The sequence below is a fragment of the Polaromonas sp. P1_H6 genome, assembly GCF_056405195.1.
The window spans coordinates 10,001-31,115 of the sequence record NZ_JBFUCN010000022.1 but is presented as its reverse complement, the minus strand read 5'-3'; the positions used below and the strand labels follow the sequence as shown (position 1 = coordinate 31,115).

Genomic DNA, 21,115 nt, shown 5'->3' with positions numbered 1-21,115 from the left:
GGGCGGCGCGGCACCTAGCGCGCCATCAGTTGCGCCAGGCGGTCCCGTTCGCCCACCAACCCAGACTCATAAAGCCGGGCACCGGTAAGGGTGATCAGCTGTTCCGCCTGATTGAACAGTGAAGAAGCCTCGCTCCAGGAACCGGCGTCGGCCCTTTGTCCCAGGACACCGCCGCAGACAATCAACGCCCGGCATTCGGTCAGGCGGTTGCTGCGCTGCTGCGAAAGCGCCAACGCTTCCTTGGCCGTCGCCAGCGCCTGCTCATGGTCTCCAGCCTGGTAGTGGCGCTCGGCAAGGCTGACCCGGATTTCGGTTTCAAATTCCACCGCAGCACGGGTGCCCATAATCAGTTCGAGGGCCTGGGAATAGCTTCGCTGTGCCGACTCCAGGTCACCGGCGGTGGCCTCAACCAGGCCGCCGCACCACAAGGCGAAGGCCCTCGAGTAAGGGCTTTTATGTTCTTGCGCGATCTTGGCGACCTTGGCCGAATGCTTCTGCGCGAGCGCCGTGTCGCGAAAGCACAGGGCCAACTCCACATACAGGTAATGCGCGATCTGTTCGATCACCGGGTCGTTCAACCCCCCATCGGCGGCCTCCATTTGCTGCAGGCACTTCTTGGCTTCCTCCAGCCGGCCCATGCGTATGAGCAATCGCGCGCGAATGCCGAAGAGCCACTGTTCAATGCTGAAGTCAATGAATTCCCGGTCGAACTGGTCGATGTTGGCGACCCCCAGCAGGGCGGCGTCGTTCGCATCCAGGCCCTGTTCCAGCAAGCCTGCCCAACCATAGGCCTGGCTGAGCGCCACATTAAGCATGGCAACCCGGCCCACATCCTTTCCCGGGGGCGTCAGCGACAGCGCGTTGCGCACGCATTGCACATAGTCATCGGCCGGCCCACCACCCGACTGGACGATGCGCGCCTGCGCGAACAGCAGCAGCTGCTCCAGCCGTGTGTCCGCCTGCCTGGCCAGATCAATCGCTTCGTGGCTGATCTTCTGGACCTCCTGCGGATCCAGCCCTTCGCGCCAGCCGAGGTACATGATGCGCCCGCCTGCCAAGGCCCTGAGGATATCGATGCTGGGTGATCGCTCCTGCCCCTCCAGCAATGCCCACACCTTGCGCCAATGCTTGATCGCCTGGCCGGAGTTGGTCGAGCCCGTCCATTTGGCGGCGCGGGCCTCATGCTGCGCCGCATTCACAAGCTGGCCGGCGGCTTCGTAGTGATAGGCGATAAGCGCGGCAAACTCGCCGGGCTGCGCGCTGTAGTGCGCCTCCATGGCAATGGCCACCGCGGCATGTAGATTGGCGCGTCGCGCCCTGAGCTGGGTGCTGTAGGCCACTTCCTGGATGAGAGGATGGCGAAAGGCGAAGCGGCGCCCGCCCGCGATCTCCCGCAGCAGTTGCAGCAGTTCAGCTTCACACAGGCCGTCCAGGCCGGTTTCGAGCTGGCTCACCAGGTATACGGCCACTTCCTGGAGCACGGCCAACGGAATCTCCTTGCCGATCACGGAGCAGATGTGCAGCAATGTCCTCTGGGTGGCGACAAGCCGGTCTATACGCTCCCCGATCACGGCCTGCACTGTGGCAGGTAAGGTGTGGACCAGGGAGGCGATGTCCGATTTCCGGTGGCCTGAAGCACCGAGGGATTCGCTTTTTTCGACCAGCGAATGCATTAACTCTTCGGCGAAGAAAGGGTTGCCGGCCGAGCGCTCCACGATGAGGGGGAAAAAATCGAGCAACTCTGGATGGTGGCGCAGCCGGTCGCGCACCAGTTCCTCCGTATCGGACAAACTCAGCTCCGCCAGCTGCATGACCCGGAAGTGGCGCATCGTCCACCACGGAGCCTGGTAACCCGGCCGGTAGTTGAGCAGCAGCAATGTCCTGGTTCCAGCCACGGCGGCGACCAGCGCCGAAAGAAACTCCGCACTGGCATCGTCCAGCCAATGAAGATCTTCAAAAATGATGACGGAGGTGTTGGCCCCAGCCTGTTTTACGAGTTCATGCAGCAGGCCCAGCAGCCTGGCGCGCCGTGCCTTGGCGTTCAGCGTACATGGCTGGCTGTTCGGGTCGGCCACGCCCAGGAACTCGCTGAGCAACGCGAGGTCGTCCTGCATCACCACCCCGAGCTTTGCCAGCCCCTGCGCAATGCACTCCCGCGCCTGGGCCGCATCGTGCTCCGGCGTGATGTGGAAAAAGCAGCTCCGCAGCAAGAGCAGGACCGGCTGCAAGGGAGTGGCGTGGCCGTAAAGTTGGGTCCTGACTTCAGACACCGGAACGCAGCGGATATGGCACCACTGCGAAAATTCATGGCAGAGCCGGCTCTTGCCAGTGCCAGGGGCACCGGACAAGCCAATCACGGAGCCTTCGCCGTTCTCGGCGCGGCGCAGCGCATCCTGCAGCGCGCTCAGCTCTTGCGCACGCCCGCGAAAAGGCGACAGCGCGGCCTCATGAAAGCTGTGGCTCTGCACGTCGTTTTTCATACCCAGCAGGGCGTGCAGTTCGACGGGTTCCGCGATGCCCCTGAGCGGGTGCTTGCCCATGGGCCGGGTCTCGCAGGCCGAGCGCACCAGCGACAGGCAGTCAGCCGTCAGGCAGATTCCGCCGGGTTCCGCCAATGCCACCACGCGGCTGGCCAGGTGAATCGAATGGCCGTGCACGCCGCCGCCTCGGGTGGCGTCGACCGCCTCAGGGTCCAGCGCGACCTGGCCCGAATGCAGGCCAACCCGGATCCGCAGGCTCGAGTCGGGACCTTCGAAAGCCATCTGCATCGCCAGCGCGGCCTCGCAGGCAAGGTTGGCATGGCCTTCCAGCGCGCGGGGCACACCGAACAGGGCCATGATGCCGTCACCGAGCGTGCGCACCACGGTGCCGCCGAAGCGCTCCACCGCATTGCACATGCGCTGCACGGCAGGCCGCAACTGCTCCATGGCTTGCTCCGGGTCCAGCCCGGCCACATGCTCGGTGGAGCTGACAACGTCCGCGAACAGGATGGTGGCGTGCTTGAGCGCACCCCATTGAATTTCCGAGACCAGCGGGGGGGCGCTGGCGGGCTCCTGCACATTGAGCCCAAAGGCGGCGCCACAGTTACCGCAAAACCGGTTGCTCACCGGATTCACGGTCAGGCACGAAACGCAGCGCAACGACATCTTCTTTTAGTCCCTCTCCACAACAGGAAAACCACCAAGCCGAATCGTTGCACGACCCTCGCAACAAATCAAGGCATTAGTGGCTTTGCGTCAGGGGAGCACCTTTACGGCCTGCCATGCTGAAACCACGGCGATGTACTCTTTTGACTTACTGCCGAAGCGCGCGCCAGCGACGCGGCTTGTCGCTCGCGCTGCGTCCAGGAAGCTGGCCTTGGGCTTGAGTTTGGGGAAAGCCTCGTACCAGATAAGCCCGGCCTTCTCCCAAGAGAAGCCGCCTATTTTTTTGGCAGCCAGGTAAAACGCATGATTCGGGATGCCGGAACTGTCGTGCACGTCGGCGCCGTCGACATACTGCTCCATGGTCTTGAACTGATCGTCGTCATACCAGGTCAGCTTGCGGTTGCCGGGGTCTTTGAGCGATCGTATGGCCTTGCCGTGCTGTGGCGCGAGCATGTTCTCGCCGAGCAGCCAGTTCGCCTGCGCCGCCGTCTGGCCCAGATGCCACTGCTTGACCAGGCTGCCCATGACATCGGAGAAGGATTCGTTGAGGGCGCCGGCCTGGCCCTGGAGCATGTGCGTCTGCTCCTCGAACTCGCGGTCTTTGCGCGCGAGCTTGACCACGCCCAGGCCGCCGGGGATCATGTGCTGGACGACGCCATGGGTCAGTTCGTGGGTGATGATGTCCAGTGCCTCGGTGAAGCCTCCGACATTCTCGTCGCCGTCGCCGTAGACCATCTGCTCCCCGGTCCACATGGCGTTAGCAAAATTTTTGCCGAAATGCACGGCCGACTCCACACGCATGCTGCGGTCATCGAGGGAATCCCTCCCAAAAACCCGATGGAAAAAATCCAGGGCAATGCCGGTGTTGTCGTACACCTGGTTGACGCTGCGGTCCTTGACTGGCTTGTCTCCCTCATGCCGCACCGGCTTGCCTGGCAGGTCGGTGTCGAAGCCGGCATTAAAAATACTGCGGCGATAGGCCTGCGCCGGCATGAAGGACTGGGGGGACTGGACCGTGCGGGGAACGGGCGCCTGCTTGGCGCAGACATGGCGGTGCGTGCGCAGCCGCATGCTGTTTTCGATGTGCTCATTGAGCCGCTGGCGCTCCTCTTCCCCGGATTTCTCGGCGAGCTTGCGAAAAAGCTTGGACGGGACGGCAAAACAAAAGCAGCGGTACGCGGGTTTCACGAATTCGGCCCTTCAGTGCGAAAAAAGCCGGGGCGCAAATGCCAACAGGCTCAAGCCGCCCGAATGCGGCACACTGAAGCCGATGGCACGGCAATCCACCAAACAAGGCTTGCCATAGGCTCCCGTGCCAATGCGAACGTCAGCAGCAGCGACACCGGTACGCCCAAGCACCATTCGCAGCACCGCGCGCGTTGCCTGGCGCTGACGGCGCTCTTCGGGCGGGACGATGCCGGAATACTGCTGCGGCAGGAAGTACGCAAGCGTCGAATAGCTCTTTTGCACGCTGAACTGTCCCAGCGTGATGATCACACTGAAAAGAGGCAATAACAGGGTGCTGAAAAGCATCCCGATGAGATATGCAGAGCCCACCCATCCGGCATAAACGATATCAATGCGCCCTTCCGACACGAGAGACAGAATCAGAAAAGGCAATATTTGAAACGGGAGGGAGCCTGTCGCTGAAAAAACACCGGCCCCAATTAGTACGCGCAAAATTACTCCAATCTGAAATCCCGATGGTCTTTTCGCTCACCTGGCACCCTATCGCCTTCAGCACAGGATCAGAAGTTGAACACTGCGGACGATATTTTCCCAAGGCGGCTAGCCCATCCAGGATGGCGACGTTCACCCCAGTTTTTGTATAAGGCAGCCGCAAAGCGGACCTTTAGTGCATCAAAACCGCAGCTAAATGCAATCTACCATGGGTTTTGCTCAAGCATAACAATTCCGATGTTTCTGTAGATAAAGCCGCGCGCAGTATTTCCATTACCCGCGTTCTCCTCCAAAATGAGGAGGTAAAACTTTGTTACACCATTTACGATGAATCCCCCGACCGAATTACCTACCCGCATGGGCCGAAGCACGAAGGTGCTGCTGGTCATGGATGTGGTGGAGTCCGTCAGGATCATGGAGCAGGATCAAGATGATTTCGTACAGAGGTGGCAACAACTGGTGCTGCAAGCTGAGCAGCAAATTCTGCCGCAGCATGGCGGCCGCATCGTCAAAAGCCTGGGTGACGGCCTGATGCTGGAATTTGCCAACGCGCAAGGCGGTATCAAGGCGGCGTTTGCCATGCAGGATTTCAGCCAGCAGGCCAATTCCGGCCTGCAGCCCGAGCAGCAGATGCATCTGCGTATGGGCGGCCACCTGGCCAGCTTCGTGGCCGACCAGCACGACATTTACGGCACCGACGTCAATCTGACTGCGCGCTTTTGTACGCTGGCGGGTCCCGGTGAACTGGTGGTAACGGCCGAGTTGCGCGACAACCTCACCGCCAATCTGGATGCCGACGTTGAAGACCTGGGTGAATGCCACCTCAAGCATGTTGAGAAACCCGTTCGTGCTTACCGCATAGGCCCGATCGGCGAGCATCCGGTCATCGCCCACGGTAGTGCTGTGCGCCTCGACTTGCGGCCCACCATCGCGGTCATCCCCTTTGCAATGCGAAGCACCGAACCCGGGCATGAAATGCTGGGTGAAGCACTGGCAGACGAGGTAATCGCCTCACTGTCCCGGACCTCGGAACTGCACGTCATCTCGCGGCTGTCCACGACGGTCTTTCGCGAACGGCATGAGGCAATTGAGGATATCCGCACACACTTGGGTGCGACCTATATCCTCTCAGGCACCTGCCGCAGTGCGGGCACGCAGTTGGCGTTGTTTGTAGAGCTCATTGACGCCAAAACCGAGAAACTGGTGTGGGCGGACAATCTCAAGGGGCAAGTACACGGCGTGTTTGCCACAGATGATGAGTTGATCTCCCGGCTCGTGGCGGCCATCAGTTCTTCCATCATGTCCCAGCAACTGCAACGTGCCCGGAGCCAGGCGCTGCCGACTCTGGATGGCTACACGCTGCTGTTGGGTGCGGTCGCGCTGATGCACCGTACAGGATTTAGCGAATTTGACCGTGCTCGCGAGATGTTGGAACACCTGATTGATCGAAGCCGCCGGCATCCGGTTCCTCATGCCTGGCTGGCCAAATGGCATGTTCTGCGGGTTCAGCAAGGTTGGACGGAAAATGCGGAACTCGAGGCAAAGCGGGCACTTGATTGCACCAAGAGGGCGCTGGACTTCGAGCCGGAATGTACCCTGGCATTGACGGTTGATGGATTCGTTCACACCAATTTGCTAAAAGACTTTGATACCGCGACACAGCGCTATGAGCACGCTTTGTCGATCAATCCCAGCGAGTCGATGGCATGGCTTCTGATGGGAACGCTTCATGCATTCAGGGGCGAGGGAGAAGTTGCACTCAAGGCCAGCGAAAGAGCCCTGGGCCTGTCCCCATTGGATCCGATCCGCTATTTTTACGATGCCTTGGCAGCTTCTGCCGCAATTTCAGCGGGAAATTACCCGCGAGCCATTGAGTTGGCAAAGCGATCCCTGAGGGTCAACCGCACCCACACGTCAACCCTGCGCGCTCTCGCAATTGCGCAGTCGCTCGATGGGCAAGTGGAAGAAGCCAAAAAGACCGTCACTCAGCTTCTGTTGCTGGAACCTACATTGACTGTGACCAGCTTTTTGCAACGGTCCCCGAGTAGTCGATTTGAGATGGGGCGGATTTGCGCAGATGCACTGAGCGTCGCGGGCTTACCTGCATAGTTTTTTCATACAAATAAGAGGAGAAGGAAGATGAGCATTAATGGTGGCTTCGGCGGTTTTGGTGGCTTCGGTGGCTTCGGTGGCTTCGGTGGCTTTGGCGGTTTCGGTGGTTTTGGTGGTTTCGGCGCGCCGGACGCCAATCCCTTGCTGGCCGATGGCATGACAAAAAGCAGCGCGGCCCTCGCAGGGCCATTCCAGGGGCCGACCTTGCCGGTCAACCTTCCCCTTCCCATCGACAAGCCGGACCGGCTGGCGCAGTGGGCGGCTGAGCGGCGCCTGCAGGTCTGCGCGCTTGAACTGATGGGCGGCCTTCACTTCGGTGTTCATTTGGCGCGCGAGTCGGTCACCCTGGGGTTTGTGGACCTCAACAAGAAACCGCTCAAGGACCATGCCATTGTTCGCCTGGTTCGTCCCACGGCCAAGGTGTTCAAACAACAGGTGGGGCTGGTGGCCAACTATGCGGAGCTGCGTGAAGACCGCGGCAGCGAAATCCTGAGCCAGATGACGCCACAGGTCCCGTATTGGGGATCCATCGTGGGCCTGCAGCCGCACCGCCATAAATGGACGCTGGAGCTGATCGCCTTGACATTGGCGCTCACGTCCGACGTGGAGATGCGCTTCAAGCACGCCTTCGCCTGCCCGCGTCCCATGGAGCTGTCGCCGCAGATCCAGCCCATGATTGACACCCCCGGCCATGCCAGTTGGCCCAGCGGGCATGCCACCGAAGCCTTCGCCGTCGCCACGGTGCTGCTGGCCTTGCTGGAAAGCGCCAACGGCACGGCGGCCAAATACCGGGAGCAACTGGAGCGGCAAGCGGCGCGCATCGCGGTGAATCGCACGGTGGCAGGCCTGCACTACCCGGTGGACAGCGCCGTGGGCCGGCTGCTCGGCACCGCGCTGGGCGAGTTTTTCGCGGCGCGCTGCCTTGGCAGCAACCAGCTGCATGAACGCGGTTTCGACGGCCGCAAGTTTCACGATCCACAGGGCGACGTTGTCGATTTCGACCTGCGCGTTCCGATGGACGACAACCACAGCGGCTACTACCAGTACCTCACCAAAATCGGTACCGTGGCGGCCTCGCCGCTACTGGCCTTTATGTGGTCCAAGGCGGCCAAAGAGTGGGAACCCCTGAAGTAAGGACACCCATGACCTGGCACAAACTTCCCAAAGGCGGCTTCACCGGCATTGACTGGGGCAAACCGGACGCGACGAACGGCTTCGATCCCTACCTGATATGGGCTGAGGCCGATAGCTTCGTGGGTTACGGCGGCACACAGCCGAAGTGGCTTGCTGTGGCGATTGAACTCAACCCCGGCGTCAGCGTCGCCCAGTTGATAAGCGCGGCCTCGCCGCAATGGCTGCATGTGCCGCCGGTGTACACCTCCAGTGCCGCACCGGCTGGGTTGCGTTACTGCACAGCCCGCGTCAAGCCGGCGTTCTTCAAGCACATCCAGCCGGGCGGCAACCTGCACGCGCTGGTCAAACGGCTGGAGCTGGGTTTGGCCGCTGGCCTTCACACGGAAGGCCCGGGCTTCATCGGGACGACGACCGGCGCCCCGCCCCTGCTCAAGGGCAAGGTCATGGCGCTGATCGACGACGGACTGGCTTTTGCCAATGCCAGCTTCTTGCACAAGGGCAAGGCGCGTACGCGCTACTTTTGGCGGCAGGACGGCAAAGGCGTGGGCCGATCGCCGGTCGGCCTGGGTTACGGCCATGAGCTGACGGCCGCCGACATCAACCAGGCGATGCAGCAGCGCAGCTACAACGGTCTGGTGGATGAAGGCGAGGTGTACCGGCATTTCAAGCTCAAGGCGCTGGAAAAGCGCGTCAGCCACGGCACGCATGTGCTGGACCTGGCGTGCGGCCCGCGCACGCTGGTGGCGCAGATGGCCGATCTCCCGCCCGGTTTTGACGGGCCGGCCAGCTGGGCCCTGGCCGATGACGATGCCAGCCGCTGCGACATCGTCGCCGTGCAGCTGGACTACGACACCGTGGCCGATACTTCGGGCGGCTCGATGAACGTACACGTCCTTGATGGATTGATGTATGTTCTTTCCCGCTGCGCGCATGACGCGAAAATCGTGACCAACATCAGCTTCGGCACCCTGGCCGGGCCGCATGACGGAAGTTCACTGCTGGAAGCGGCGATGGACCAGCTGATCACGCTGTGCGGCCAGCGGCTGCGGATCGTGCTGGCGGCAGGCAACAGCTACCAGTTGCGCACGCACGCCAACGTGACCTTGGCAAAAAATGAGCACGCAGTGCTGCACTGGCGCGGGCAACCCAATGACGCCACCGAAAACTTCCTGGAGTTATGGCTACCGCCGCAGGCCCACGGCATCCGGATAGAAATCACGCCTCCTGGACACGCCGCACTACCGGCGCTGGACTTCGGCGAGTCCCGCATGTGGACGGGCAACGGCACGCAACCGCTGTGCGCGCTGATTTACCCCAAAAGCGTGGCAACCGGCACACACGGCACCTGCGCGCTGATCGCTTTGGCACCCACCTTCAGTTTCGACAAGGGTGTCGCCACGGCCCCTAGCGGCGTGTGGCAGATCAAGCTGACCAACACGAAGCCGGGCAAGGTCACGATAGACGCCTATGTGGAACGTGACGACGTGGTGACCGGCCCGCGAGGCGGGCGCCAATCGCACTTTGAAGACAAGCTGTACGACATGAGCGGGAACCCGTGGTCATTCGTGGATCACCCCGACAATCCGACCTTGATCCGGCGCAGCGGCAATTTCAACAGCATTGCCACCGGACGCAAGACGGTATCCGTGGGTGGCACGCGGATCGTGGGCTCACACTGGGCGCATTACTCCCCGCAAAAGCCGGACCCCGATGCAGGCAGGCCTGAGCGTCCCGGTGTGGTGAAAACCGCCAGCACCGCGGCGTTCAGTGATGAGAATCCCGCCTTGACGGGGGTTCGGGCTGCCGGCACCTACAGCAGTTCAGCCGTCCGGCTAAAGGGTACCAGTGCCGCGGCGCCGCAGGAAACGCGGCGCATCTTTAACGCGATATAGACCGCCCTCGCCGCTACCAGCGACTGGGCAGTTTCTTGAGCAGGGTGATGCGCTTGGTGCCCATCTCGATGTAGCCGCCCTTTTCAAGGTCTTTGAGCAGGCGGCTGACCATCTCGCGCGAGGCGCCGACGCGGCTGGCGATATCCTGGTGGGTGATCGCCTCCAAGGTGACGCCCTCGGCGGTATCGCGGGTCGCGACGTCGTCGTGGGCTTCCAGCACGGCAATCAATCGCCCATACACGTCAAGCAACGCCATATTGCGGGCGGCTTCCGTGGCGGTGCGGGCACGGCGGATGACCTGGACCACCAGATTGATGGCGAATCCTGGCTCATCGACCAAGTGTTCGCTCACTTCCGCGCGACTGAGCACGGCGCAGGTACAGGGCTCCAGGGTGATGACCGAGGCGGAACGAGGCCCTCCGTCCAGCGACATTTCACCGAAGTAGTCGCCTGAATGAATCCTGCCGTAGGTGATTTCACGGCCGCTTTCGTCCATGGAGAACACCTTGACGCTGCCTTTGAGCAGCACGAACAGGCTGTCCCCGATTTCGCCCTCATTGATGACGACCGCCTTTTTGGGGTAACTTCGCACCGCGCCGCGCATGGCCAGGGTGCGTAATTCGGGGGTCAAATGGGCGTAAAGATCTTCTTCGGGAGGCATATGCGGACTCATGTTATGAGTCGTAATCTAGCACGTTGCCGGCCGTCCCGACGCGAATATCAATGTCAATGAATCTGTCCGATCGACAAGGGGGCGATGGGCGGCAGGATCGCCACGCGATTGACCAATTCCCGGACACCGCTGGAGGCGGTCTTGGCACACAGGCTGCGCACATGGCTGCGCACGGTGGAGACGGCGACTTTCATCTGCGTGGCGATCTCGGGCGTGCTCAGGCAGCGGCATAGCAAGACCAGCACCTGCTCTTCCGTGTGGGTGAGGCCGTGGTTGCGGGCGAACGCACCGAACACGCCGGACTCGCTCACCCCCACGCGCGACAACATGAGCGCGATCCGGTCACAGGGGCTGCCAGGCTGGCGCTGCAGCGGGACCAGGGCCAGGGTGAAATCCACGCCCTCTGCCGCCAGCTTGATGAGGCCGCGCTTGCCGGCCATGGCCTTGCCCAGGGCATTCTGGAAGGCTTTGGCGTCGGCCGGCATGAGGACCTTCAACTCGCCCCGCTCCGCACCCAGCACGGCGGCGCGGTCGAGTTCGCGCCGGGCGGCCTGGTTGGCGTGCAGTATCTTTCCCTGGGTGCTGACGATGAGCACGCCGTGGGCCAGCTCATCCAGCAGCAGGGCCAACAGTGCCGGCGCCGGATCAGTTTCGTCCAGGGAAAAAGGAGGGGCGGCCTCCAGGAAGGCGGCTTCGGGCTGTGCATACAAGGTCACGGGGCGCTCCATCCTACAAATAGATGAGCATAAAAAGCCAGGCCGAATGTGGATAGTGAATATGCAGGGTCATTCTTGTGAGAAATTCACATGAATTTGCCCCCAGGGCCGCTTTTCAGGCCGGCTCGCGCTCCAGCATGGCCAGGGTGGCGTCCATGACCTGCGGCAGGAAGGCCATCTGCACGTGGGCGGCGCCGCGGACCAAGCGGTTGTCGGCGCCGGGCAAGGTAGCCGTTGATGTCGGGAACACGATGTTGTCGCAGTTGGAATACCAGCACGTGAACAGCGCATGGCGGCCAGCCGGCATCTCGTGGTCCAGCTGCGTCTGCCAGTCGGACTGCAAGCGCATCTGGCGGCCATTGTGGCCATGGCCGAAGCGTGCCAGCCAGGTCCCTCGGTGCGGCGATCCTATGGTGACCACATGGAAAACGCGGGCCTCGGCTCGCATGCGCTTGAGCCAGGCCCGGACAGCCAGCCCGCCCATGCTATGGCATACCAGCAGCGGCGGCAGGCCGGTGGCCTCGGTGACCTGGCGGACCGCCTCGTCGATCTGCGGCGCATAGTCGTCGATGGAGCCGAACAGGGGTTCGAGGTTGACGGCGACAAAGGCGCGACCGCCAGCCCGGACGCGTTGCAGCCAGGGCGTCCACAAACCGCGGTTGCAGAAGAAGCCGTGCACAAACACGACGCCGCGGCGCCCCTGGACAGCTGTAACGGGCGCAAGCTGGTCCGGCACCACGTTCATGCGAAAGGGCTGGCGCCAGCAGAACACGCGCGGCGCCGTCAGGGTCTCGCCCACCCAGGCTCGCAGCAGTTCCATCCAGGTAGGCTGCGGCGCCGGGTCTTGTTTGTTGACATGATGGAGGAAAACGAATTCGAGGGCCAGGAAAACGGTGTAGCCCAGCACGAAGACCAGAAACCCCGTGACGGCCAGCACAGGGGAGTCGCTGCGGAACCAGAACAGCCAGCCAAAGGCCGCTGCGACCAGGGACAGGGTGATGAGTCTTTGCAGGTGGGCCAGCATGGATGGGAGATGGAAAAAGAAGCGGATCAAGCCGCAGTATCTCAGGCCAGTGTGACAACCCGGCCCGAGAGCCTGCCGGCCAGGTCCTGCGCCAGGCGGTTCACCATGCCGTAAATGGAGAGCTGGGGGTTCGCGCCTATGCTGGTCGGAAACAGCGAGCCGTCGTGGATCGACAGATTCTCAAGTTGCCAATGGACGCCGTCCGGCCGGATGACGCCCTGGCGTTCGGTGCCGGCCAGGCCGCAGCCGCCCATGACGTGGGCGCTCACAACCCGCGTCAGCAGGGGCTTCATGGGCAAGGCATTGACCGCGTCGCGCGCCTGCGCCCAGGAGGTGTAGGGCTGGGCCATCTCGTGCAGCGGCAGCACCTGTTTCGCGCCCGCAGCGAACTGGATTTCCATCATCGACAGCAAGGCCCTGCGCCCTCCCTCCATCACGTAGTCCGTGAGCGGGTAGTCCAGCACGGCGGAGTTGTCGCTGCGCAGCTTGACCTGCCCACCCGGCGACGCGTCATGAAAGCCGTCGCGCAACAGCGCCAGCAAGGTATGGTTGTAGGGGAAGGATTTGAGCAGCTCGTGCTGGCCCTGGCCGAAGCCCGGCACCGTCGACGCAAAAATCACCGGATGCAGCGGCGGGGCCTCGAGCTTGTAGCCTATGGGACCGTCGATCGCCTGGGTTTCCAGGAAATGGTCGGAGTAAATGGTTTGCGGTGCGCCGTTCCAGGCTTCCACTTTTTGCTCGAATACGCTGGAAGACATGACCACGGGGTGCAGAAAGGTGCGGGCGCCGAGTACGCCATGCGGATCGGGCGCCTGCGAACGCAGCAGCACGGCCGGCGAGTTGATGGCGCCGCCGGCGAGCACATAATGTTTCGCGGCGATCCTGATAGTCTCGCCTGCGCCCATGCTGCGGCATACGAGCGCGGTGACCTTGCCGTTGGCCAGCTCAAAGCGTTCCGCGCGGGTCTCGGTCAGCAGCTGCGCGCCCTTGTCGAGCGCTGCGGGGATGGTGGTGACCAGCATGGACTGCTTGGCATTGGTCGGGCAGCCCAGGCCGCAGGAGCCGAGGTTCCAGCAACCTTTGACATTGCGCGAAATGGCCGATGCGGGAATCCCGAGCCTGGCCGCGCCTCTGCGCAGCAAGTCGTTGTTCTCGTTGGGAGGCACCAGCCAGGGCGTGATGTTGAGGCGCTGCTCCGCCTGAGCGAAGTAGGGCGCCAGCGCATCCGTGGTGTAGCCGTCCAGCCCGAACCGGTCCTGCCAGAACTTGAGCGTGGAGTTTGGCGTGCGAAAGGAGCTGGTCCAGTTCACCGTGGTGGAGCCGCCCACGCAGCGGCCCTGCAGGATGTTGATGGCCTTGTCCTCGGTCTTGCGCGCCGCGCTTTCCTGGTACAGCGAGGGATAGGCTTCTGATTCTTTCTGGTTGAAGTCGCTGCTGCTTTTGAGCGGGCCCTCTTCAACAATCACCACCTGCAGGCCGGCCTTGGCCAGCAGCTCGGCCGTGATGCCGGCGCCGGCGCCGCTTCCGATGATGGCGACGTCGCAGCCGATGTTTTTCGGCGCAGGCCCGAGCGCACCGCCCATGACTTTCCAGCCACGTGCGATGCCCTCGCGGATCGGGTCTTTCAATTGGCTCATGCTGCTTGGGGTGGTCTTTAGATCTTCATGGGGCCGGGATATCCCAGCAGCGGCCAGCTGGCCGGATCGGAAAAATACGCGCCCGCGGTGATGTCGTGCAAGGCGGCGTAGGCCTGCTGGCGCAAGGCCAGCCTGGACAGGCGCATGTCCTGAAGTGATCGCTGGATGTCGGCGATGGACGCCTCGTCCCACGGTTGGCTCAGACCGGCCAGGGTGCGCCGGCCCGCGGCACTTGCGAGCAAGGCCAGCAGTTGCGAGAGTTCGGCCTGCGCGTGCGGCGGCAGGGCCTGCACCAGCACGTCGATGCGGCCGAGCAGGCCGTCCAGTGCGATGTGCCGCGCGCCGTCTTCGGCCGGCAGCGTCTTGTCCAGCACGGCCCTTCCAACGGCGGAAAATACTTCACGGCCCGAGGCGCTCAACGTGCCGCCGGCGAGGCCGGGCTGCAGCAACGCGGCCGTGCCGCCGGCAACCAGCAGCACGGCAGCCGACGCTGCGCCGAGCTTGAGGAGCGTTCTTCTTTGCATCCCGGCAGTTTCGCATGGGCATTTAAGTTTCAATAGGGGCCCGTACCTAGATAAACTCCGGGTTTGTATGGACGCCTCCGCACAACAAATACACGACGCGCTAGAGACCGTGGCCAGGCTTCGGCAACAGCACAGGGCCGACCCGCCGCTGGCCCGGGCCAGCGCCGAGGTCAAGCGCTTCCAGGCGCGCCGCTTCCAGGCCACTTATTCCGACCTGCTGCACAGCCATCGGTATAAAACGGCGGCTTCGTTTTTTCTGCAGGAGCTCTACAGCGACAAGGACTATGCCGAGCGCGACCAACAGTTCGCGCGTATCGCCGGCACCATCGCCAAGCTTTTTCCGCAACCCGTGGTCAATACCGCGGCGGCGCTGGCGGAAGTGCACGCGCTGACGGAACAGCTCGACGACCTGATGGCGCGCGAATGGCTGACGGATGTTGAGGCCGTCCCCCAAAGCAGTGACTGCGCGCGTTACATCCGCTGTTGGCGCCGCGTCGGGGACATCGCCGCGCGCGAGCGGCAACTCGAGGTGGTGCTGCACCTGGGACGGGAGCTGGACCGTCTGACACGAATGTTCGGGCTTCGCACCCTGCTCAAGATGATGCGCGGTCCCGCGGCGGCGGCCGGGCTGAACTCGCTGCAGCAATTCCTGGAAACCGGCTTCGATGCATTCGCCGATATGCGCGGAGCGGGCGAGTTTCTCAAGCTCATCAAAGACCGCGAGACGGCATGGATTCACGCCCTCTTTGAGGACGACGCTGTCACCTGCGAGACCAGATTGGGCCATTTGCTCGCGGCCGGGCCCTGATATCGCGCCGGCATTAGGACAAGCCCCATACGGATTCCCTCGCGCGGCTTTCACAATGAGCAGCAAGGAGTTTGTATGAACAAGCATTGGCTCAAGAGTTATCCCGAAGGCGTTTCGCACGAAATTAACACCGAACAGTTCCGTTCACTGACGCACCTGCTGGAGGAGTCGTTCAAGAAGAACGCGGCCAAGCCGTTCTCGGTGTGCATGGATCGCTGGATGAGCTACGGCCAGCTCGATGACCTTTCTTCGGCGCTGGGCGCCTGGCTGCAAACCCTGGGCCTGGAACCCGGTGCCCGCGTGGCCATCATGCTGCCCAACGTACCGCAGTTTGCCGTCACCATGGCAGCCATCCTGCGCGTGGGCTACACCTGCGTCAACGTTAACCCGCTCTACACCGCGCGGGAGCTGGAGCACCAGTTGCGCGACTCCGGCGCGACGACCATCGTGATCCTGGAAAACTTCGCGGCCACCCTGGCGGAGGTGATTGAACGCACGCCGGTGAAGAACGTCGTCATGGCTTCCATGGGTGATTTGCTGGGTTTCTGGTACGGACAGTGGATCACTTTCGCGGTCCGCCACCTCGCCAAGCTGGTGCCGGCGTACAAGCTGCCATTGAGCGAAGGGCGCAGCGTCACCGCCTTCAATCGCGCGATTGCCGAGGGCAGCCGCCTGGCGCTCAAGCCCGCGCAAAGCACATTGGATTCCATTGCATTTTTGCAATACACCGGCGGCACCACCGGCCTGTCTAAGGGTGCAGTGCTTACCCATCGCAACATCGTCGCCGCAATTTTGCAGGCCGAGGAATGGTTCACGCCCGCACTGAAGCGGATCGGCGACGTCAGCAAAACCAACAACATTGCGGCCCTGCCGCTGTACCACATCTTCGCGCTGACGCTGTGCCTGCTGACCATCCGCTGGGGCGCCCATCTGACGCTGATTCCCAATCCGCGCGACTTCGGAAAGTTCATTGAAGTTCTCAAGAAGCGGCCGTTTCACCTGCTGCCGGCGGTCAACACCTTGTTCAACGCACTGCTTCAGCACCCACAGTTCAAGACAGTGGACTTCTCCAGCCTGTGTGTTTCCCAGGCCGGCGGCATGGCCGCATCCGAAGGCACGGCGAAGCACTGGCTGCAGGTCACAGGTTGCCCCATGATCGAGGGCTGGGGCATGAGTGAGACTTGCGCGATCGGCACCAACAATCCGGTGACCAACAAGGATTTCACCGGCACCATAGGATTGCCTCTGCCCAGCATCGAGGTCGCGATCAAGGATGACGATGGCAAGTCGCTCGCGATAGGGGAGTCCGGCGAGATCTGCATCAAGGGTCCGCAGGTCATGACGGGCTACTACCAGCAGCCGGAAGAGAACAAGAAGGCGTTCACCTCCGACGGCTTCATGCGCACGGGCGACATCGGCATCATGGACGAGCGTGGATACACCAAAATCATCGACCGCAAGAAGGACATGATCATTGTTTCCGGCTTTAATGTCTTCCCCAACGAGCTTGAGAACGTGATTTCCCTGTGTCCTGGTGTCATTGAATGTGCGGCCATCGGTATTGCGGACGACAAACAGGGTGAGGCCATCAAGGTTTTTGTTGTCAAGAACGACCCTACACTGACCGAGGACGACGTGAGCGCCTATTGCAAGCAACACCTCACGGGCTACAAGCGCCCCAAATACATCGAATTCCGCGATGACCTACCCAAAACCAACGTCGGAAAGATCCTCAGGCGTGAATTGCGCGCGTCGGCCTGAGTTTTTTTTCGGCAGTAGTTGCTGATGGCTGCGCCGGATTTCCCGCCTGGGCTGCATGTTTTCGAGCGTGGCTGGCTCTCCGCCAACAATATTTTGTTCACGGGTGGTGACGAAACCCTGCTGGTCGACAGCGGCTATTGCACGCACGCGGCGCAAACACTCTCGCTGGTGGAGTCCGCTCTGGGTTCGCGGCCTCTCGATAGGCTCATCAACACGCATTTGCACAGCGACCACTGCGGCGGTAATGCGGCTTTGCAGGCGCGTTATCCAGGCCTTCGTACTTTTATTCCACCTGGCCACTCAAAACAAGTTGCGGATTGGGATCCGGTAGCGCTGACTTATTTGCCGACAGGGCAGCTTTGTCCGCGGTTCAGCTTTACGCAGACGATCCAGCCGGGGATTTCCATGCGTTTTGGATCGGCGATGTGGCAGGTTCATGCGGCGCCTGGGCACGATCCGCACTCGCTGGTGTTTTTTGAACCTCGGACTCGGGTGCTAATTTCCGCGGATGCCCTGTGGGAAAACGGATTTGGTGTGGTATTTCCAGAGCTCGAGGGCGCGGATGCATTCTCCGAAGTCGCTGCGACCCTTGATCTGATTGAGCATCTGAATCCAAAAACCGTGATTCCCGGGCATGGACGTGTCTTTGCCTATGCGCCCGAGGTGTTGGCACGAGCACGCCAGCGCCTGGATTCATTCGTCAGCAAGCCATCGAGGCATGCACAGCATGCCGCGAAAGTTCTGCTCAAGTTCAAGTTGCTCGAAACCCAGCGCCAGGATTTCGATGAGTTTGCGCAATGGGCGACCGAAACACCCTATTTCCTGCAAATCAAGAACAAGTTTTTTGCTGAAATTCCTGTCCGCGCGTGGATCAAGCAACTCAGCGATGAGCTGGTTGCGGCCGGCGTGGCTCAAAGGGATGGCGAGTACATCGTGAACGCTTGAGCGCTCCAGGCTAATTGGGTTCGAAATCCGGGGTTGCTCCTCTGCGGAAGTGCCTTTCAGCTCGCACTCTCCCGCAGATCACGCATCCCAAAAACAAAAAAACCCGCCATGAATTCATGCGGGCTTTTTTTGAACCTCCGTGCGACCTGGTCACCTGTCACACAGGCAAATCAAGCGCACAAAAGAAAACGCCCGGTTGATCAAAAATCAACCGGGCGTTCCTTGCTGTAAGAGCCTGACGATGTCCTACTTTCACACGGGAATCCGCACTATCATCGGCGCTAAGTCGTTTCACTGTCCTGTTCGGGATGGGAAGGAGTGGTACCAACTTGCTATGGTCATCAGGCATAACTTGTTGACAGACTGTCCAAAGAACAGCCCATCGAATTCATAGAGTAAATCAGATTTTATTTAGATTCGCACAGCTGCTGGGCTGTGCTTTTTGAATGCGTCAACTTGGCATAACAACTTCGAATTAATCAAAGTTATAGGGTCAAGCCGCACGAGCAATTAGTATCAGTTAGCTTAACGCATTACTGCGCTTCCACACCTGACCTATCAACGTCCTGGTCTTGAACGACTCTTTAGGGGGCTCAAGGCCCCGGCAGATCTAATCTTGAAACGAGTTTCCCGCTTAGATGCTTTCAGCGGTTATCTCTTCCGAACTTAGCTACTCGGCAATGCCACTGGCGTGACAACCGATACACCAGAGGTTCGTCCACTCCGGTCCTCTCGTACTAGGAGCAGGCTTCCTCAAATCTGCAGCGCCCACGGAAGATAGGGACCAAACTGTCTCACGACGTTTTAAACCCAGCTCACGTACCTCTTTAAATGGCGAACAGCCATACCCTTGGGACCGGCTACAGCCCCAGGATGAGATGAGCCGACATCGAGGTGCCAAACACCGCCGTCGATATGAACTCTTGGGCGGTATCAGCCTGTTATCCCCAGAGTACCTTTTATCCGTTGAGCGATGGCCCTTCCATACAGAACCACCGGATCACTATGTCCTGCTTTCGCATCTGCTCGACTTGTCAGTCTCGCAGTTAAGCACGCTTATGCCATTGCACTATTAGCACGATGTCCGACCGTACCTAGCGTACCTTCGAACTCCTCCGTTACACTTTGGGAGGAGACCGCCCCAGTCAAACTGCCTACCATGCACTGTCCCCGATCCAGATAATGGACCTAGGTTAGAACCTCAAACACACCAGGGTGGTATTTCAACGTTGGCTCCATGCGATCTAGCGACCACACTTCAAAGCCTCCCACCTATCCTACACAGATCTGTTCAAAGTCCAATACAAAGCTACAGTAAAGGTTCATGGGGTCTTTCCGTCTTTCCGCGGGGAGATTGCATCATCACAAACATTTCAACTTCGCTGAGTCTCAGGAGGAGACAGTGTGGCCATCATTACGCCATTCGTGCAGGTCGGAACTTACCCGACAAGGAATTTCGCTACCTTAGGACCGTTATAGTTACGGCCGCCGTTTACTGGGACTTCAATCAAGAGCTTGCACCCCATCATTTAATCTTCCAGCACCGGGCAGGCGTCACACCCTATACGTCGACTTTCGTCTTAGCAGAGTGCTGTGTTTTTAATAAACAGTTGCAGCCACCGATTTTTTGCAGCCTCATTGGGCTCCCCAAGTAAATGGTTCACCTACTAAAGGCACACCTTCTTCCGAAGTTACGGTGTCAATTTGCCGAGTTCCTTCTCCTGAGTTCTCTCAAGCGCCTTAGAATACTCATCTCGCGCACCAGTGTCGGTTTGCGGTACGGTCGTGTGTAGCTGAAGCTTAGTGGCTTTTCCTGGAAGCAGGGTATCACTCACTTCGTCTGCAAGCAGACTCGTTATCACCCCTCATCTAAGCCCGGCGGATTTACCTACCAGGCACGACTACAGGCTTGAACCAACATATCCAACAGTTGGCTGAGTTAACCTTCTCCGTCCCCACATCGCACTACACATCGGTACAGGAATATTGACCTGTTTCCCATCAGCTACGCATCTCTGCCTCGCCTTAGGGGCCGACTCACTCTACGCCGATGAACGTTGCGTAGAAAACCTTGCGCTTACGGCGAGGGGGCTTTTCACCCCCTTTAACGCTACTCATGTCAGCATTCGCACTTCTGATACCTCCAGCAGGGTTTACACCACCACCTTCACAGGCTTACAGAACGCTCTCCTACCACTTGCAATAAATTGCAAATCCGCAGCTTCGGTAACTGGCTTAGCCCCGTTACATCTTCCGCGCAGGACGACTCGATCAGTGAGCTATTACGCTTTCTTTAAATGATGGCTGCTTCTAAGCCAACATCCTGACTGTTATAGCCTTCCCACTTCGTTTCCCACTTAGCCAATTTTAGGGACCTTAGCTGGCGGTCTGGGTTGTTTCCCTCTTGAGTCCGGACGTTAGCACCCGGTGCTCTGTCTCCCAAGCTGTACTCATCGGTATTCGGAGTTTGCATTGGTTTGGTAAGTCGCCATGACCCCCTAGCCAAAACAGTGCTCTACCCCCGATGGTAATACTTGAGGCACTACCTAAATAGTTTTCGGAGAGAACCAGCTATTTCCAAGTTTGTTTAGCCTTTCACCCCTATCCACAGCTCATCCGCTAGTTTTGCAACACTAGTCGGTTCGGACCTCCAGTGCGTGTTACCGCACCTTCATCCTGGCCATGGATAGCTCACTTGGTTTCGGGTCTACACCCAGCGACTGATCGCCCTATTCGGACTCGATTTCTCTACGGCTACCCTATTCGGTTAACCTTGCCACTGAATGTAAGTCGCTGACCCATTATACAAAAGGTACGCAGTCACCCCTTACGAGGCTCCTACTTTTTGTAAGCACACGGTTTCAGGATCTATTTCACTCCCCTCCCGGGGTTCTTTTCGCCTTTCCCTCACGGTACTAGTTCACTATCGGTCAATGATGAGTATTTAGCCTTGGAGGATGGTCCCCCCATATTCAGACAGGATTTCTCGTGTCCCGCCCTACTTGTCGTTAGCTCAGTACCACAAGTCTCTTTTTGCATACGGGGCTATCACCCGCTATGGCC

At 60.3% G+C, this 21,115-nt stretch carries 14 protein-coding genes and 2 rRNA genes (1 of these 16 only partly in view); 6 read left to right on the top strand and 10 right to left on the bottom strand.

What is annotated here, in order from left to right:
- Window positions 1-14: 14 nt before the first annotated feature.
- The 3 genes from AC1D1F_RS18375 to AC1D1F_RS18365 all read right to left on the bottom strand — a co-directional run bounded on the left by AC1D1F_RS18375 (window position 15) and on the right by AC1D1F_RS18365 (window position 4,766).
- On the bottom strand, window positions 15-3,140 hold the full coding sequence (locus tag AC1D1F_RS18375) for an ATP-binding protein (RefSeq protein ID WP_477696182.1): 3,126 nt from the start codon (window positions 3,138-3,140) through the stop codon (window positions 15-17).
- Window positions 3,141-3,236: 96 nt separating this feature from the next.
- Window positions 3,237-4,334, bottom strand: a complete 1,098-nt coding sequence (locus tag AC1D1F_RS18370; protein WP_477696181.1) for a M4 family metallopeptidase — start codon at window positions 4,332-4,334, stop codon at window positions 3,237-3,239.
- Between the two features lie 12 nt (window positions 4,335-4,346).
- Window positions 4,347-4,766, bottom strand: a complete 420-nt coding sequence (locus tag AC1D1F_RS18365; protein ID WP_477677862.1) for a 4'-phosphopantetheinyl transferase family protein — start codon at window positions 4,764-4,766, stop codon at window positions 4,347-4,349.
- A 387-nt stretch (window positions 4,767-5,153) separates the two neighbouring features.
- Here AC1D1F_RS18365 and AC1D1F_RS18360 point away from each other — a divergent pair, with 387 nt between their 5' ends.
- From AC1D1F_RS18360 to AC1D1F_RS18350, 3 genes are read left to right on the top strand one after another with little or no spacing between them, the layout of a single operon-like run.
- Window positions 5,154-6,935 carry an adenylate/guanylate cyclase domain-containing protein gene (locus tag AC1D1F_RS18360; protein WP_477696180.1) on the top strand — a complete coding sequence of 594 codons (1,782 nt, stop codon included), beginning with the start codon at window positions 5,154-5,156 and terminating at the stop codon, window positions 6,933-6,935.
- A gap of 30 nt (window positions 6,936-6,965) precedes the next feature.
- Window positions 6,966-8,072, top strand: a complete 1,107-nt coding sequence (locus tag AC1D1F_RS18355; RefSeq protein ID WP_477696179.1) for a phosphatase PAP2 family protein — start codon at window positions 6,966-6,968, stop codon at window positions 8,070-8,072.
- A gap of 8 nt (window positions 8,073-8,080) precedes the next feature.
- Complete coding sequence (locus tag AC1D1F_RS18350; RefSeq protein ID WP_477696178.1) at window positions 8,081-9,964, top strand: S8/S53 family peptidase; 1,884 nt, start codon at window positions 8,081-8,083, stop codon at window positions 9,962-9,964.
- Window positions 9,965-9,977: 13 nt separating this feature from the next.
- On the opposite strand, the gene AC1D1F_RS18345 is transcribed toward AC1D1F_RS18350, so the two are convergent.
- From AC1D1F_RS18345 to AC1D1F_RS18325, 5 genes are all read right to left on the bottom strand, one after another.
- Window positions 9,978-10,625 carry a Crp/Fnr family transcriptional regulator gene (locus tag AC1D1F_RS18345; RefSeq protein WP_477676567.1) on the bottom strand — a complete coding sequence of 216 codons (648 nt, stop codon included), beginning with the start codon at window positions 10,623-10,625 and terminating at the stop codon, window positions 9,978-9,980.
- 65 nt (window positions 10,626-10,690) lie between these two features.
- The gene (locus AC1D1F_RS18340; protein ID WP_477676566.1) at window positions 10,691-11,353 is read right to left on the bottom strand and encodes a helix-turn-helix transcriptional regulator; all 663 of its coding nucleotides are present in this window, start codon (window positions 11,351-11,353) and stop codon (window positions 10,691-10,693) included.
- Between the two features lie 115 nt (window positions 11,354-11,468).
- Complete coding sequence (locus tag AC1D1F_RS18335; protein ID WP_477676565.1) at window positions 11,469-12,377, bottom strand: esterase/lipase family protein; 909 nt, start codon at window positions 12,375-12,377, stop codon at window positions 11,469-11,471.
- A gap of 41 nt (window positions 12,378-12,418) precedes the next feature.
- A complete protein-coding gene (locus tag AC1D1F_RS18330) occupies window positions 12,419-14,014 on the bottom strand; it encodes a GMC family oxidoreductase (RefSeq protein WP_477676564.1) in 1,596 nt (531 codons plus the stop codon).
- 17 nt (window positions 14,015-14,031) lie between these two features.
- Window positions 14,032-14,538 carry a hypothetical protein gene (locus tag AC1D1F_RS18325; protein WP_477676563.1) on the bottom strand — a complete coding sequence of 169 codons (507 nt, stop codon included), beginning with the start codon at window positions 14,536-14,538 and terminating at the stop codon, window positions 14,032-14,034.
- A gap of 67 nt (window positions 14,539-14,605) precedes the next feature.
- Between AC1D1F_RS18325 and AC1D1F_RS18320 the strand changes: the two genes are divergently transcribed.
- The 3 genes from AC1D1F_RS18320 (at window position 14,606) to AC1D1F_RS18310 (ending at window position 18,052) form a co-directional block, all read left to right on the top strand.
- Window positions 14,606-15,346, top strand: coding sequence for a DUF8198 family protein (locus tag AC1D1F_RS18320; RefSeq protein ID WP_477696176.1), 741 nt, complete (start codon window positions 14,606-14,608; stop codon window positions 15,344-15,346).
- Between the two features lie 75 nt (window positions 15,347-15,421).
- A complete protein-coding gene (locus AC1D1F_RS18315; protein WP_477676561.1) occupies window positions 15,422-17,107 on the top strand; it encodes an AMP-binding protein in 1,686 nt (561 codons plus the stop codon).
- 24 nt (window positions 17,108-17,131) lie between these two features.
- Window positions 17,132-18,052 (top strand): MBL fold metallo-hydrolase, encoded by a 921-nt coding sequence (locus AC1D1F_RS18310; RefSeq protein ID WP_477676560.1) that lies wholly within the window; start codon window positions 17,132-17,134, stop codon window positions 18,050-18,052.
- Between the two features lie 233 nt (window positions 18,053-18,285).
- Here AC1D1F_RS18310 and rrf read toward each other — a convergent pair.
- Window positions 18,286-18,398 (bottom strand): 5S ribosomal RNA (gene rrf, locus AC1D1F_RS18305).
- A 143-nt stretch (window positions 18,399-18,541) separates the two neighbouring features.
- A 23S ribosomal RNA gene (locus AC1D1F_RS18300) occupies window positions 18,542-21,115 on the bottom strand; it runs 306 nt beyond the window's last position.

Bases quoted from the DNA above. Each gene is read 5' to 3' on its own strand.
- AC1D1F_RS18350 (WP_477696178.1), top strand. From the start codon at position 8,081: ATGACCTGGCACAAACTTCCCAAAGGCGGCTTCACCGGCATTGACTGG.
- AC1D1F_RS18355 (WP_477696179.1), top strand. From the start codon at position 6,966: ATGAGCATTAATGGTGGCTTCGGCGGTTTTGGTGGCTTCGGTGGCTTC.
- AC1D1F_RS18315 (WP_477676561.1), top strand. From the start codon at position 15,422: ATGAACAAGCATTGGCTCAAGAGTTATCCCGAAGGCGTTTCGCACGAA.
- AC1D1F_RS18330 (WP_477676564.1), bottom strand. From the start codon at position 14,014: ATGAGCCAATTGAAAGACCCGATCCGCGAGGGCATCGCACGTGGCTGG.
- AC1D1F_RS18310 (WP_477676560.1), top strand. From the start codon at position 17,132: ATGGCTGCGCCGGATTTCCCGCCTGGGCTGCATGTTTTCGAGCGTGGC.
- AC1D1F_RS18320 (WP_477696176.1), top strand. From the start codon at position 14,606: ATGGACGCCTCCGCACAACAAATACACGACGCGCTAGAGACCGTGGCC.
- AC1D1F_RS18335 (WP_477676565.1), bottom strand. From the start codon at position 12,377: ATGCTGGCCCACCTGCAAAGACTCATCACCCTGTCCCTGGTCGCAGCG.
- AC1D1F_RS18360 (WP_477696180.1), top strand. From the start codon at position 5,154: ATGAATCCCCCGACCGAATTACCTACCCGCATGGGCCGAAGCACGAAG.
- AC1D1F_RS18345 (WP_477676567.1), bottom strand. From the start codon at position 10,625: ATGCCTCCCGAAGAAGATCTTTACGCCCATTTGACCCCCGAATTACGC.
- AC1D1F_RS18325 (WP_477676563.1), bottom strand. From the start codon at position 14,538: ATGCAAAGAAGAACGCTCCTCAAGCTCGGCGCAGCGTCGGCTGCCGTG.